The sequence below is a fragment of the Bradyrhizobium sp. USDA 10063 genome (genome assembly GCF_054063735.1).
On sequence record NZ_JBSSGP010000002.1, the window covers coordinates 7,529,889 to 7,544,126 of the forward strand.

The following is a 14,238-nucleotide window of genomic DNA, read 5'->3' on the forward strand; positions in this document are numbered from 1 at the left end:
ATCGCCACGGTCTTCGTCAGCGACGTCACTTCAGACGCGCGCGAAGATCGTCGGTAAGGCGGGTCAATTCACGGTCGTTCGGGAAGAGGCGAGAGAGACGCTCGGCATATTCGAGGGCGGCAGCAATGTTGCCGGAATCGCGGCTGAACGAAACGAGGGCAGACAGGGACTCGCGATCGTCCGGATGCCGGGCCAGATTCGCCTTCAAGACTTCAATCGATTCACCGATGCGGCCCGACGAGTGCAGCGCCACCGCGTAGACATAGGCGTAGCGCGACCGGTCAGGCTCGAGCTCGCTGGCTGCGCGGAATTCGTTGAGCGCATCGTCCGGCCGCTTCTGTCGCGTCAAACTGAGGCCGAGGGCATGGTGGAGACCGGCGTCCTGGCTTGACGACGCAATCGCCGTTCTCAGAACGCTTTCCCCGTCGCCATCCCGGCCAAGCTGCCGATAAAGGTCGGCGAGATTGATCGCCGCAGGGGCAAATTGCGGGCTGAGCCGCAGGGCTGTCTTGTATTCATCCTCTGCATCGGCTGTCAGCCCGCGCCGCGCATAGAAGTTTCCAAGGGTCGAGCGGGCTTCGGGTCGGTCTGCGTTGAGACGTTGCGCCGCAATGAACTCGGCAGCGGCACGTTCGAAGGCTGCTCGGTCGGCCTGGGGCTGGGCCGCGGCCGGAACGGCGGCCAAGATCGACACCGCCCTGACACGAACGCCGCGGCTTGGATCGGAAAGGAGCGGCGAGACCAGCGGCCAGATCCGGTCGCCTGGAAGACCGTCGAGCATGTCAAGCGCTGCGACCCGCACCATCGGATCGGGGTCGGCCAATCCCTTGCGCGCGAGTTCGATATTCGCGGGTGCGACCCGCGAATGAAGGTCCCTAAGAGCGCTCGCGCGCGCGATTGACGGCGCGGTGGGACTGGCCGCCACAACTGCCAGCAGCATGGCAGCGTCGGCGCGGCCGCTCCAGGAGGCCTGGAATGCCTCGGCGTAATTCTGGAAACCTTTTCGGTCTGGCCCGTGCCAGCGCTCGATCGCATCGGCCGCCCATTGCGCGGATTTGTCGGCATGACAATTGTTGCAGGCATTGGGGGTGCCGAGCTTCACAGAGAGATCTGGCCTCGGAATTCGAAGGCTGTGGTCGTGCCGCTTGTCGACCACCATGTAGGTGCTGACGGGCATGTGGCATGACGCGCAGGTCACGGCCGGCGTTACGCCTTCGTGGCGATTGTGTGAGGCAACTTCATATTCGTCGGAAGCATGGCACTGCAGGCACACGCCATCGCCTGGAACGCGGAGCTTGGCGGCATGGGGTTCGTGGCAATCGCTGCAGGTGACGCCGGCCGCGAACATCTTGCTCTGCTTGAACGGACCGTAGTTGTAGACCTCGTCGTGCATCTGGCCGTCCGCGTGATACAGGCCGGGAGCAAGGAGGGAGACGGCGTGCGTGTCGGACAATGGTTGTCCTGGTACCCAGTCCTCGGAAAATTCACCGCGCCGGGCGTGGCACAGACCGCAGGTCTCGACCTCCCTGCGTGTCACCGCGGGGGCGACGCTACGTTGCGGATCGCCGGTCTTCGGATCGGGGTGCCACGTGACGCCGTCGCGCTCGTTCAAGAAGACGGCTAGTCCTTTGCGCGGGTCATCATCTTTTCGAAACCAGCTCCGCTGGCTGTGCGCCCAATTGACGTGGCGGGAGCCCTTGCCGTGGCACGCCTCGCAGCCGACGCTGATTTCCGTCCATGTCGTGCGGAAGCGGTCATCAGTCGCGTCGTAGTTCTTCTGCACACCGGTTGAGTGGCACTCCGCGCACATGAAATTCCAGTTCTGATTGAGCTTGGTCCAGTGCAGCACGTCGTCATGCTTGATCTCATCATTGGGATAGAGATGAAACCAGCGTTGCCCGCCCTTGTCCTTTGGCCGGCTATCCCATGCGATTGAAAGCGCCTGCAGGCGGCCGTCGGGGAATTCGATCAGATATTGCTGGAGCGGATCAACGCCGAAGGTGTATTTGACCTCGAAGTTCGCAAGCTTGCCGTCTGGACCGTCGGTCTCGACGAAGAATTTGTTCTCCTTTTTGAAGAACCGCGAATGGACCCCGAAATAGTCGGAACTGGCATCATCGAAATTGCCGAGCACGGAAGCCGCCGTGGCGTGCTGCATGGCGTGCTTGTGCTGGGATTGCTTCCACAACGCAGTTTCGGCCTGGTGGCATCCGGCGCAGGCTTCGCTCCCAACAAAGACGGCGGCAGGGGCCGCCTCGCTTGAACGAAAAACTGCAGGCAGAACGACTCTGCCGTCGATGGCAAACCCGAGTACAGAGCCGCCCAATGCGAGGGCTGCTATCGCGACCAACGTGGCGGCGCGCGTCGGTGGCCTCTGGTTCTTATCTGCTCCGTTCTCGCTGCGCGCCACGAATTGCTACCCGCTGGAGGTTAAGGACCAGTTCCAGCAAATCCTCTAGTGCTGTCTCACGCTATGCAGATTCGGCAAAATGCTTGTCGCGGCGCTGCCGGCCCAGGAGCATGATCCGGAAAAGTGGAAACCGGTTTTCCGAAAAGATCATGCTCAAACAAAGAGATGAGATCATGATCCGATTCCGTCTGATCGGATCATGATCTAATGGCACGGCAGAAGATCGGGATGACGAAGGAATTGCCGATCGGCGGAAAGCCGGCCAATCCTTGATTGGCTCCGAAAGGGCAATATCGAGCAGGCACACCGGGTGTTACCATGCCCGCCTGCGAGTAAGTAGGCGCGGCGCCTCACTGCTCTCAATTGCGGTGTGAAATCGGGAGATCGTCAATGTCTCACAGATCCAGGATCGTCTTGACCACGTTGCTGTGTTTGCTGAGCGCGCTGAACGCGGTCGGGCTGGCGGTCAATTTGTCGGGGTCCGCCACGGCGGCCGTCCGCGGCATGAGCTACCAGAATTTGATGCGCGACCCCGATTTTTCGCGGGCGGTCAAGACGATCGCCGAGCAATGCAGCGTGAACGTCGAACTCGCCAAGCTGAAGTGTCTGGAAGGATGATGTCGACGTCTTGTCTAACGCCGGCTACTTGCCTGCGGCACGCGTCAGGATGGTTGCCATCAATTGAGCCGTCGTCTGGCTGGAGACAGCGGCCTGCCGCGTCAGCTCCCGATAGACGTCGGGAGGCAGAGGTACATTGGCGATGATCAGCGTTCCCGGCGGCATCATGTTCGCCGCGATCTGCCGTTCCAAGGTGCTTTCGAACTGGCGCATGCGGCCCCATTTCTCGGTGGCTGTGAGCGCGGACTTGCGGGCCACGACACGACAATAGGCAGCGATCAGGACGTTCTGCACATCGGACCAGGTGATATTGGGGCTAGCGATTTGCAGCCTGTTGATCGCCTCGTTGATCTCGTTGGCGAGATCGACGCGGTTGTCGGTCGCAAATAGCCCGCCCCCGGAAGCATCGCCGATGAGATCGGGAACCGACCGCGAGCCGATTTCCGGACAATCGAGCGTATCGGCGCCGTAGCTTCGCCCGGTCGAGCAACAGAGGAGCATGAACAGCGCCAGCAAAAATCCGACGCGCCAGTACGTCAATAATGCCGCAGTGGGTAACCAAGGATTTGCGATCGACGCCACGGTCGCCTCCTATTTGCAGGAACGATGTCGAGCCGCGCGGCAGAATTGGTGCTACTGCTCGAATGGAAACACTCGCTTCCAATCGTTCTTGATGCTGATCACCGTCCAGCCGTCCTTCTTGGCCTCGTCATAGAGGGCGGGAGTGAAAGTGCCGACCTTGGTGTCCGGTAGACTTTGGGCCGGTCCATAGGCGTATTCGCGGGCCGCATCGTCATGCAGCACCAGCATCTTGAGCCGCGCGCCGGCACCCGCACCGGTCCACTCCAGCATCTCGCGATCGCCGGTCGAGTTGCCGAATGCGGCATACGGCCGGCGGCCGATCATGAGGTGAATCCCCTCTGGCTTTCCGGCGTCGTTGTCGTTCAGGATCAGCTTCGGCTCCTTGGTCAGAAACGGCTTGCCGTCCTTGCCGTAGCCGTATTTCGTTCCGCCTGCGGTGCCGACTACCTGCTCGGGCGGGATGCCATAGACCTGCTGGGCGTAGGCGCGCACGAAGTCCTGCCCTCCACCGGTGACGATGAAGGTCTTGAAGCCGTTGTCGCGCAGGAATTGCAGGACTTCGAGCATTGGCTGATAAACCAGCTCAGTATAGGGGCGCTTCCAGCGTGGATGCCGTGCGGTTCCGATCCACTTCCTGGCTTCGGCGTTGAACTCCTCCACCGACATGCCGGTCAGCGTCGCAGCCAGGATTTCCTCCAGGTCCCGCAAGGAGAGCTTGGCGATTGCCTCGCGGTCACCCGACAGCACGGTCTTGAACGGCGCGACGTTTTTGAGTTCCGGCTTTTTTTCGACCACCGCCGGGACACGCTCCAGACAGTAGAGCACTTGCGTATACATCGGATGCTCGACCCACAGCGTCCCGTCCTGGTCAAAGACGGCAATTCGTTCCTCTGTTGGCACATGGTTCGGGCTTGCAGTGTCGGTGGTGACACGCACGAAGTCGAGGATTGCCTGTTTCGCGGCCCCCTCGTTCCATGAAGGCAATGGATTCCCCGACGTTGGTTGCGCCAATGCCGGGACCGTCAGGAGCGGATTGGATAAGGCGAGCAACAGCGTCAAGATCGAAAGTAGAACGCGACGGTTCGTCGGATAGTGCAAGAGACTACGCATGGTGGCCTCCTAGTTCCTCGAGGGCGGGAGCCGCAGCTTCTCCATCGCTTGTTCGACCGAGAAGCTGCCGGGCCGCTGACGCGGCGAGTGTCAGTACGGACGCCCCATGGGGCGCCCGCCGGTTCACATCACGCTCATTCACACAGCTAGTCGCTCGCCGCGCGGGAATTGGCCTTCTTGACCTCCTCCAGGACCTGACTGAGGTTGTAGCTCTCCGGGGCCTGCAGCGGCGGGAACTTCTCGTAGGTCAGGAGATGCTTCAGCCATAGCTGCTGACCGATCGGCAGCATGTTCCAGTCGTACTGGAAGGCGGTCGCCGGGCCGCCGAGCGCGCCACCCAGGCTCATCGCCGACTTCTGGTCGATGCCGACAGCCTGCTCGAAGGGATCACGCTTGATGTTCTGGACAAGAGTAAAGTGGAACGGGACCAGCGGCATGATCCAGCCGGCCGGACCTGGCTGCGACATGGTGTAATACATCTTCCAGTTCTTGTAGCGCACTGCCGACGGCGTCGAGCCCGAGAAATAGAAGAAGTAGTCCCGCGCCGACTTGTCGGATTTGCCTTCGAGGTACTCGCGCTGGTCGACGCCATCGAGGGTCGTCTTGACGATGCCGGGGTATTTCCCTGCCTCGATCTGCTCCTTCAGTTCGTCACCCTTGGGCCCGCCCGCGATGTCGACCAGGGTGGGCACCCAGTCAAGCGCGGCGAACAACTGGTTCTTCACCGTGCCCGGTTTGATGACGCCCGGCCATTTGATCACCATCGGTGCGCGGTAGCCGCCTTCCCAGGCCTCGCCCTTCTGCCCCTTGAAAGGAGTCACGCCACCGTCCGGGAAGGAGATGGCCTCGGCTCCGTTGTCGGTCGTGAACACAACGATCGTATTGTCAGCCTGGCCCATGTCGTCCAGCTTCTTGAGGACGAGCCCGATGTTGTCGTCCATCTGCTTCATGCCGGCTTCGTTGACGCCCCAGTCCTTGCCGCCGCGCTCGCCGACCATGGCCTCGTACTTCGGCGGCAGCACCGTCACGACGTGCATGCGCGCCGGGTTGTACCAGACGAAGAACGGCTTGCCGGTCTTCTTTGGATCGTTGCGGTCGAGGAAGCCGATGACCTTTTCCGAGATCTCCTCGTCCACCGTCTTCGACCGTTCCAGGGTCAACGGGCCCTCGTCGCTGCACATCTGGTTCTTGCCGGTGCCGTCCGAGGACTTGCACGAGAGGATGTTGCGCGGGGGCGTTAGACAGATCGTCGTCTTGGGATCCACCGAGCCGGGCACTTCCGGGACGCCGGGGATCGGCGTGTTCTTGCACGGAGGCGCAACGGTCTGCTGCAGCGGGGTCTTGTTGATGTCGGGGAAGCTCACGCCCTGCATCGCGTCGAGGTGATAGAGATAGCCCCAGTATTCCTGGAAACCGTGTGCCGTCGGCAGCGAGTCGGTATGGTCGCCGAGATGGTTCTTGCCGAACTCGCCGGTGTTGTAGCCGAGGTCGAGCAGGAATTTGGCGATGGCCGGGGTGCCGGGCCGCAGGTAGGACGGGCTGCCGGGGAGCTGCGGCGGGATCATGCCGGTGCGGAGCGGATACATGCCGGTGAAGAAGGCGTTACGCCCGGACGTGCAGCTCTGCATGGCGACGTAGTCTATGAAGATCGCGCCTTCGTTGCCGATGCGATCGATGTTCGGCGTTTCGCCGACCATCAGGCCGCGGTGGTAGATGCTTGGCTGCATCCAGCCGATGTCGTCGCCCATGATGAAGAGGATGTTGGGCTTCTGTCCCTGCTGGGCGGAGGCAGGAATGCTCGCCATCGTCGTGCCGATACACAGCACCACAAGAGCGCCCCAGATTGTTCTGAACATGCTCATGGTTGCCTTTCCTCGATGTCGGCTGCCGAAAGCCAGGGCCGCAGCCTTCGCCCAACTCCACCCGCAACCGACTTTGCCTTTGACGCACGATCAGATTTCGGCAATCGGTCGGACGCCTCGCGGACGGGAGTTTGGCGAAATGCCCCGGATGCGCTATGCGACTTCGGCAGATTATGTTTGCGGATTGCGTTGCAGCGTGACGGAAGGTGATTCGCCAAAGGCGGTGCGATACGCGACTGCAAATCGCCCGAGTTCAAGGAATTGATGATTTCGAGCGACCTCCGCGACGCTCGTTATCGTGGGGTCGGCACGTCGCAGGGCGCAACGCGCCTTGTTCAATCGTCTCAACAGAAAATATCGCCTGGGGCTTACGCCGAGGAATTTGGTGCAACAGAACCGAAGGCTACGCTCCGGCACGCCGATCTCTGCACAAAGCGCGGGCATGTTTGATTTTGAGTCGACGTGTTCGCTCAGTGTTTCTTCGAAGCGAACCATGATAGCGGCGTGACGGTGCCTGGTCCTGGAATTGTCGTCCGTCTCGCTGGCGGCCAGACAATTGACGATCGCGTGAAGCATCTCCTGCTCCAGCGCTCTTGCAACTTCGGGCCGTTCGATCAATTTGCGTTTGGCTTCCGCAAGATGGCAAGCTTGCCTGAAGAGACGCCTGAATCTTGATCCCTCCGCGCGCGCGGGGCGGAGGATTCTGCTTGCATGCGGCGGCGTGATCACCTGGCCGGTCAATGCCGTACCGCAACTCGCGAATGACTCGGACGATAGCGATATCAAACCCCATTGGCATGCATCGCTGGATCGTTGATGCGTGCGCTGGCCATGACCGTGCAAAATCATGTCGCCGTTTCGCAAAGCAAATCCATCGGATACCAGAGAGGCCTTACCTACCGGAAACGACAGGAACATCTGCTCGGGGGGCAGCGAGACATAGGCAATGCGCGGGAGGTTTTCGCAACACAGATAGATTTCCAGATCCTTCAGTTTCAACCGAGTCAGCCGCGCCTTGAAATCTCCGGCGCCCGTTACAGTGAGATTGATGCGTGCATCGCCGAATCCGGCTGCATAGCCGTCAGGATCGCTAAACGTAACTGTAGCGTTTTCTGCCATATGCCCCGTCCCCGTCGGACCGGCGGACAGTTCCAAAGCTGTTGAAGCTATTGGTCTTGCCGGGAGGCAGCATTAAGTAGCTGACCGCTTTCGGCTATGCGGGTTCGGAACTTCGAAGTTGAATTGCGAGGTCCGACGGGTATGCAGTTCCGGCAAGTCGGCAGGCAATCTTAGGCCGATCCATAGAAAGGCCGCCTGAGGGTGGTCTCCAGACGATGACCGAGTATTTATGGCGCGATGCCTGCCTTACGACAGCAAGGACGATCTTGTCGGCGACAGTAGGATTAAAGTCCAAGGCACGACTGCTTCATTGGCCGGTGCGGCGCAGAGAATGAGGAGCCGGAATGAACTGAGCGCTTCCCGGACGACTGGACTAGCCCGGCGGCATTGGCCGCCTGAAGCGGTTGGCACGCTCGACCCCCACGTCCAATTTCCTGACCTTGTTCCCTGGCGCGAACGCCTGTGATAAAATCGTGACAGCGCGCGCAAAAAAATTCCGAGCTCCGGAAATGCTTCCGGATAAGCCGATCCGTCCTATTGCCCTGTCGCAGGGCTCGCCTTTCCCTGTGGAAAGGCAAGGGACGGCGTTGCGATGCTTGGACGTACAGGTTGTCGGCTGCTTGTGCTTTTCGTTGCTCTTGCGAGCACTCGGGCCAGTGCAGCATGTGTCGATCCCGCGCAGCTTGCGCACTCAACCGTCGGCATCATGCGGCATTTCGATGAGGGCGAGCGCGGTGCGCATCCAGGCTTGATAGGCATCCGCGGCACTGGTTGGTTTCTGTCCTCGACGACGATCGTCACCGCCGAGCACGTCACGGCAGCGATGAAGCTCTCCACGGAGGGGTGGAAGCCGCTCGAGATCATGGACGGAGATCGCAGCCAGTTCATCGGTGCGCGCATCCAGCGCTTGGCGGGGGGGCCAGTAGAGAAACTGGCCGTCATCGAACTGCAACGCGCCGCCTCCGACGTGCAGAGCGTCGCGATCCGGAAGGAACCGCTTGTGCCGGAAGAGCAGGTCATGACGCTTGCTTATCCGGCCGGCCGTCCTCATCTCGTGCGAGGACGGTTCGTCCGACTCGGAGAGAGCGGGAAGCTTGCCGGCATGGCCCTGCTGGAAATGTACGAAGGCGAGAACCGCCTTGTCGTCGATCACGGTGCCTCGGGAGCACCTGTGATCGATTGCGACGGCCGCATCGCGGCGGTCGTCACCAACGTGCTCACCCAGACTTTCGTGTGGGCGTCGCATCAAATACGGATCCCGACGGCATGGGGGATGCCTAACGTCGTTTCTGTGCCGGTCCAGGCGTTGGAAGATGCGACGCTAGTCGCTCCGACGCTTATTGGCCTGCAAGGGAGAACGGACGATTGAGGCCGATCGCGGTCCGCTCAGCGGGCCGCCGCAATGTCTCCGATGGCGATTCCCCGAACAGTGCGCGGTAGGCGACTGCAAAGCGTCCGAGTTCCCAAAAGCCGTGATCGGTTACAATGTGGGTGACGGTTGAGGTGGATGCATCCGCACGGAGCAGCGCCCGACGCACCAGATGCATTCGGCGCAGGGCGAGATAACGGATCGGCCCCATGCCCAGATGCTCTTCGCAGGCGGCACGAAGCGTTCGTTCCGCAGCTCCGACGGCCGCGCAAATTTCGGTGAGATAGAGCGGACGGTCGGGATTTGCGGCCAAGAAACTCTCAAATCCCGCGATGATTGCATGATGGTGGCGGTTGCCGGTGGTGGTCTCTACGCCGGCGCCTTCGGCCAGGCAGCGGACCATGACATGGACAAGCTCGTTCTCCAGCGCCCGAAGCACCTCCGGCAGTTGAAGTAGTTCGGGTGTATCGTGCGCGAGTCGTCCGACCATCTTGTGCAGTTTCAATAGCCGCGACGTCAATGCAGGAGGCGGGTGAAGGATACGCTGGCTCAGCCTGTTCGGAAGCTCACGGCCGATGAGGACTTCCATCGCCGTATCCAGCTCATCGGTCGGCAAGGACATCGCTCCCAAATGATAGCCGGCGCCGGATCGCTGGTGTGCGACTTCAAACTGGTTGACGATGATATCGCCGGGCAAAACGTTCAGGCCACAGTGCTGGAGCGGCGATGAATTGGATTCGGTAAGAAATGCGATTGACCGCCGGTCGGGTTTGGATGCGATGGTGCTGACTTGCGGCAAGCGTACGTCGAAACGCTGCATCCAGAGCCGGTTCATGCCGATCTGCGTGATCTCGGCCCGAAACTCTCCCCTCATCGTCGGGAGGATTTCAACATCGGCACCTTGAACTGCTCCCTGGCAGGGAAACGGGTCGGAAAATTTCAGAACTTTGGCCCAGGGCATTTCCGGCAAGCCCTCTGTGTCTGGCTCAAGCGGCCTGCAGGTCCGCGGCTGGGAACGATGACGGGTGATTGAAACGAACTTCCGCCGACTCCGCCGGGCGCCGCAGCGTACACGACGGAGACTCTCCGAACAGCAAGCGATAGGCGACCGAAAAGCGTCCGAGTTCCCAGAAGCCGTGGTCTGTAGCAATCTGCGTGACGTTCGCCTTGGACGGCTCCGAACACTGGAGCGCCCGCCGTACGAGGTACATTCGGCGCAAGGTGAGATAACGGATTGGTCCCATGCCCAGATGCTCTTCGCAGGAGGCACGAAGCGTTCGCTCGGCGACGCCGATCGCCGCGCAGATTTCGGTGAGATAGAGCGGCCGGTCGGGATTCGCTTCCAGAAACTCCTCGAACCGCGCGACAATGGTGTCGTGACGGCGGCTGCCGGCGGACGGCTCCACGGCAGCGCCTTCGGCGAGGCACCTGACCATGATACGGATGAGCTCATTCTCCAATGCCCGAAGCACTTGCGGCAACCCAAGGATATCCGGGTTGTCATGAGCAAGCCGCCCGACGCTTTTGTGCAAGTTCAGCAGTCGAAACGTCAGTGCAGGATGCGGACGAATAATTTGCCCTCGGGGTATTTTCAGAAACTTACGTCCGATAATTGTCTCGGCAGCAGCATCCAGATCATCAATCGGAAGCGACATCGTGCCATAGTGAAGGTTAGCGTCGGATCGTTGATGTACGACGTCGAACCTGTTCACGACGATGTCGCCGGGCAAAACCTCCAGGCCACAGTGCAGGAATGGTGACAAGTTGGCTTCGGTAAGAAATCCAATCGAGATACGGCCGGGCTTGACCGCGACAGTATTGACCTGCGGGAGCGATACACCAAACCGATGCACCAAGAGCCTGTTCATGCCGATCTGTGTGACCTCGGCGTGAAAACGTCCCTTCGTCGTCGGTATCAGTTCGAGATGTGCAGACCGAATAGCCGCCTGGCATGCCGACGGATCGGCAAAATTGAATACTCTACTCCACGCCACTTCTGTTCTCCCCGAAACAGACCTTGTTGCCGAACAACTCGTGCTGCAGTGACGGGCATCAGGAGGACTTGGTTTCGGATCGCAAGAGCGGAGCGATGTGATCGCGTCGACCCGAAATGAGAGTTGTATTTCGGCTCCGTTGTTATCTGTGAGGGACGTGCGCCGTTTTGACATAAATCAATGCGCCGATTCTGACATAGCCAGCGATGCTGCGTTGCAACATCGCTATGTCCGCCGAACATATTCCTGACAGGTCCGGCGTGGAGCAGGGCGCGTTAATCAGCGGCACTGACGCGCCGTTGAAAACGAAAAGGCAGCCAAGGAAAGCGGAGGCTCAGCATTCATGCGTCGTGCAGCATCGAGTGCAGACGCCGGGCAAGCTCCGCCAGGCGGAAGGGCTTTTCGACAATTGGAAACTCCCCGACGGCATTGTGTCGTTCCAACACATCCGCTGCATAGCCGGAGGCGAGAAGGATCTTGATATCCTTGCTTAGCTTCCTCGCTTCGCGAGCAAGTTCAACTCCGCTCATTCCGTTTGGCATCACGATATCACTCAGCAGGAGCTCAAAATCCTGACCGCTCTGAAGTATCCGAAGCGCGTCCATGCCGTTGCGAGCACAGGAAATGCGATAGCCGCACGTGGCCAGCATCGCTGACGTGGCCTCCAGCAGATCCTCGTTGTCTTCAACGATTAGAATTCGCTCCGTGCCGGTCGGTATGGCCTGGGGGTGAGTGCACTCCGGATCAGCTTCGCGCGCTTGCGCAGCCCTGGGGAGGTACAGGTCGATCGTAGTTCCGGCTCCGGGCGCGCTGTTGATGACAATATGACCGCCAGACTGTCGAACAAAGCCGTAGACCATGCTGAGTCCGAGTCCCGTACCCTTCCCGACATCCTTGGTGGTGAAGAATGGTTCAAAAACGCGATCGCGCACTTCCGGGCTCATTCCGCAGCCGGTGTCGGCGACGGACAGCCTCACATACGATCCGGGCGGACAGCCGGACATTGAGCTCTTGTCCTGGACTATGTTCAGGGTCTCGATCTGGAGTACACCGCCATCGGGCATGGCATCGCGCGCATTCAGCGCCAGGTTGAGAAGGGCCGTCTCCAGTAGCGACGGATCGACGCGACACATCCACAATCCATCATCTAGCTGCAGTTCGACTTCGCATCCATCCCCGACGGCCTGGCGGATGAGCCCCTGGAATTCGGACAGGAGCTGGTTGGCGTTGACCAATTCCGGCTTCAATGCCTGCCCGCGGGAAAAGGCGAGAAGTTGCGTCGTAAGCTTCGTTCCCCGATATACCGAACGCCGCGCCGCCGCGGCGTACCGCCGGACCTTATTGATGTCTGCGGTATCCTCGATGAGTTCGAGGTTCGCAGAGATCACCGTGAGCAGGTTGTTGAAGTCGTGTGCAACGCCGCCGGTGAGCTGACCGACGGCCTCCATCTTCTGGCTCTGATGGAGTTGCTCCTCCATCAGGCGGCGCGCCTCCAAGGCCTGCTTGTGATCGGTGCTATCTCGGAGGAAGATCGCAACGCCGTGGCTCGAGGGAAAGGCACTGATGGCGTACCAGGCCTTGGTCCGCGGGCAGAACATTTCGAGATAGGTCGGTCGCTGCTCTGACGTTGCCTCCCGAATTTTCTTCAAGGCTCCCAGATCGGCGGCGAGCGGAAAGGCTTCTGAAAGGCCCATGCCGATGATGTCCCGGCCGTGGGCGACACTTGCCGAGGCCGGTCCGTTGAGATAGCTGACGCGCCAGTCCCGATCGATGATGAGCACGCTGTCGGTGGTGCTCTCGAAGATCATCGTGATGCGAGCGGCGGCTTCCTCGGCTCTCTCCTTTGCCTCGGACAGTTCGTGCTCGCGGCGTTCGAGCGCATCGGCCATGGTGTTGAACGCTTCGGCGACCCGCACGATTTCGGACGTTCCCTGGATGTTTACGCGTCGTGCAAGTTCGCCAAGTCGCCATTGATTCGCGGCGTCGGCCAGTTCCCCAAGCGGGCGATGAATAAACCGCCGAGCACCCAACGATGTCAGGCTCAACACCAGCGCTGTGCTCAGCACGATCAGGAAGACGCCGCGCTGTGTGCCGTGTTGGATCTCGGTGAACGCCCGGGCTTTGTCGAGGCCAAAGGCGATAACAAGTCCTCCATCTTGCAGGACCGAATAGCCGACGATCCGCTCCACGCCATCGAGGTCGACGATGTCGGCAGTGCTCCGATGGTCGGGCTTTCGATCGTTACTCCCGGGCATCCTCCGGCTGACGAAGCGGGCGTTATCGGGATAACGGGCCAGGTACGTGCCGTTGCGGTCCATAATCGCAAGGGAGGCCCCTGACGGCACATCCTGCTGGGCGATGGAGTCGGCGAGCCAATCCAAGCCGAGAGCGGCTATGACGACGCCGCCAAGCCGGGCATCGTCGCCATAGAAGGGTAACGCGAAATGCAGGACGTTGCGGCCGGTCTGCCGACCGATTGCGAACTCTCCGACCGTGAATTTGCCGGTTTTCAAGACGTCGGCGAAGTAGGACCTTCCAGCCGCGGTCGATCGCTTGTAATCGTTGTTCGTGTCACAGAAGGCGTCGCCATTGGTGTCGACCACGATGAAGCTGATGAACCCCGGATATCGCCGCTTGATCCTGGCCAGATAAGCATTGCATCCTTCCGTGTTCTTCGCCTTGATCGCCGGAAGCTCCGATAGCGCGATCAGGGCCTGATGCATTCCCATGACGATCTGCCGCTGTTCCGCCGCGGCAAGCTCCGCCAGGTTGAGTGCCTGGTTTTGCACTTCGACTTGGCGGGAGCGGCGCAGTTGGAATTCATTGTATGCTTGAATCGCAATAGCTGGGATCAGCGCGATAGCCACGAGTACGAATAGGCGCGATAAAAGGGTCACTTCTTTGCTTACCTTCTGCCGCGATCCTGCGACGCCTGTCGAGCCGGTGGCGCTTTGACGTCGATCGCTGGCGAAATGCCGTCTACGATGCGCAGGACAACCATCCTGATCGCGACGTTGGTCATAACGTTGTGAAAGTGTCGATTCAGACAAATCCTTCGGTCTCCGTTGCACGGGACGACGTTCAATCCACGTGTTGGCGCGATGCAAGGGTGCGGCCAGACGCGGCCTGTACTGTCTTCAAATGTTGGCGAGCTCTGCTACCGGATCATGACGC

General features: G+C 60.4%; 10 protein-coding genes. 2 read left to right on the plus strand and 8 right to left on the minus strand.

The genetic code is table 11. From position 1 onward, the window contains the following. Positions 1 to 25 precede the first annotated feature (25 nt). Entirely contained in the window at positions 26 to 2,410 is a 2,385-nt protein-coding gene (locus ACVJGD_RS37415; RefSeq protein WP_456638897.1) for a tetratricopeptide repeat protein, read from the minus strand. A gap of 390 nt (positions 2,411 to 2,800) precedes the next feature. Between ACVJGD_RS37415 and ACVJGD_RS37420 the strand changes: the two genes are divergently transcribed. Next, on the plus strand, positions 2,801 to 3,028 hold the full coding sequence (locus ACVJGD_RS37420; RefSeq protein WP_456638898.1) for a hypothetical protein: 228 nt from the start codon (positions 2,801 to 2,803) through the stop codon (positions 3,026 to 3,028). Between the two features lie 24 nt (positions 3,029 to 3,052). Here the strand turns inward: ACVJGD_RS37420 and ACVJGD_RS37425 are convergent, their stop codons facing one another. The 4 genes from ACVJGD_RS37425 to ACVJGD_RS37440 form a co-directional block, all read right to left on the minus strand. Next, entirely contained in the window at positions 3,053 to 3,610 is a 558-nt protein-coding gene (locus ACVJGD_RS37425) for a hypothetical protein (protein ID WP_456638899.1), read from the minus strand. A 51-nt stretch (positions 3,611 to 3,661) separates the two neighbouring features. After that, positions 3,662 to 4,720: an HAD family hydrolase gene (locus ACVJGD_RS37430; RefSeq protein ID WP_456638900.1), complete on the minus strand. Its 1,059-nt coding sequence runs from the start codon at positions 4,718 to 4,720 to the stop codon at positions 3,662 to 3,664. Positions 4,721 to 4,866: 146 nt separating this feature from the next. Further along, a complete protein-coding gene (locus tag ACVJGD_RS37435) occupies positions 4,867 to 6,576 on the minus strand; it encodes an arylsulfatase (RefSeq protein ID WP_456640497.1) in 1,710 nt (569 codons plus the stop codon). Positions 6,577 to 6,753: 177 nt separating this feature from the next. Continuing rightward, positions 6,754 to 7,701 (minus strand): AraC family transcriptional regulator, encoded by a 948-nt coding sequence (locus ACVJGD_RS37440; protein WP_456638901.1) that lies wholly within the window; start codon positions 7,699 to 7,701, stop codon positions 6,754 to 6,756. Positions 7,702 to 8,407: 706 nt separating this feature from the next. On the opposite strand from ACVJGD_RS37440, the gene ACVJGD_RS37445 reads away from it, so the two are divergent. Continuing rightward, positions 8,408 to 9,070, plus strand: coding sequence for a S1 family peptidase (locus ACVJGD_RS37445; RefSeq protein WP_456638902.1), 663 nt, complete (start codon positions 8,408 to 8,410; stop codon positions 9,068 to 9,070). Here the strand turns inward: ACVJGD_RS37445 and ACVJGD_RS37450 are convergent. The 3 genes from ACVJGD_RS37450 to ACVJGD_RS37460 all read right to left on the minus strand — a co-directional run bounded on the left by ACVJGD_RS37450 (position 9,039) and on the right by ACVJGD_RS37460 (position 14,114). Then, positions 9,039 to 10,031: a helix-turn-helix domain-containing protein gene (locus tag ACVJGD_RS37450; protein ID WP_456638903.1), complete on the minus strand. Its 993-nt coding sequence runs from the start codon at positions 10,029 to 10,031 to the stop codon at positions 9,039 to 9,041. The genes ACVJGD_RS37445 and ACVJGD_RS37450 overlap by 32 nt on opposite strands. A gap of 25 nt (positions 10,032 to 10,056) precedes the next feature. Next, a complete protein-coding gene (locus ACVJGD_RS37455) occupies positions 10,057 to 11,064 on the minus strand; it encodes a helix-turn-helix domain-containing protein (RefSeq protein ID WP_456638904.1) in 1,008 nt (335 codons plus the stop codon). A 341-nt stretch (positions 11,065 to 11,405) separates the two neighbouring features. Continuing rightward, positions 11,406 to 14,114 (minus strand): cache domain-containing protein, encoded by a 2,709-nt coding sequence (locus ACVJGD_RS37460; RefSeq protein ID WP_456638905.1) that lies wholly within the window; start codon positions 14,112 to 14,114, stop codon positions 11,406 to 11,408. Positions 14,115 to 14,238: the final 124 nt, after the last annotated feature.

Excerpts from the sequence above, each read along its gene's own strand:
- ACVJGD_RS37430 (WP_456638900.1), bottom strand. The coding sequence starts at position 4,720 with ATGCGTAGTCTCTTGCACTATCCGACGAACCGTCGCGTTCTACTTTCG.
- ACVJGD_RS37420 (WP_456638898.1), top strand. The coding sequence starts at position 2,801 with ATGTCTCACAGATCCAGGATCGTCTTGACCACGTTGCTGTGTTTGCTG.
- ACVJGD_RS37450 (WP_456638903.1), bottom strand. The coding sequence starts at position 10,031 with ATGCCCTGGGCCAAAGTTCTGAAATTTTCCGACCCGTTTCCCTGCCAG.
- ACVJGD_RS37445 (WP_456638902.1), top strand. The coding sequence starts at position 8,408 with ATGCGGCATTTCGATGAGGGCGAGCGCGGTGCGCATCCAGGCTTGATA.
- ACVJGD_RS37435 (WP_456640497.1), bottom strand. The coding sequence starts at position 6,576 with ATGTTCAGAACAATCTGGGGCGCTCTTGTGGTGCTGTGTATCGGCACG.
- ACVJGD_RS37440 (WP_456638901.1), bottom strand. The coding sequence starts at position 7,701 with ATGGCAGAAAACGCTACAGTTACGTTTAGCGATCCTGACGGCTATGCA.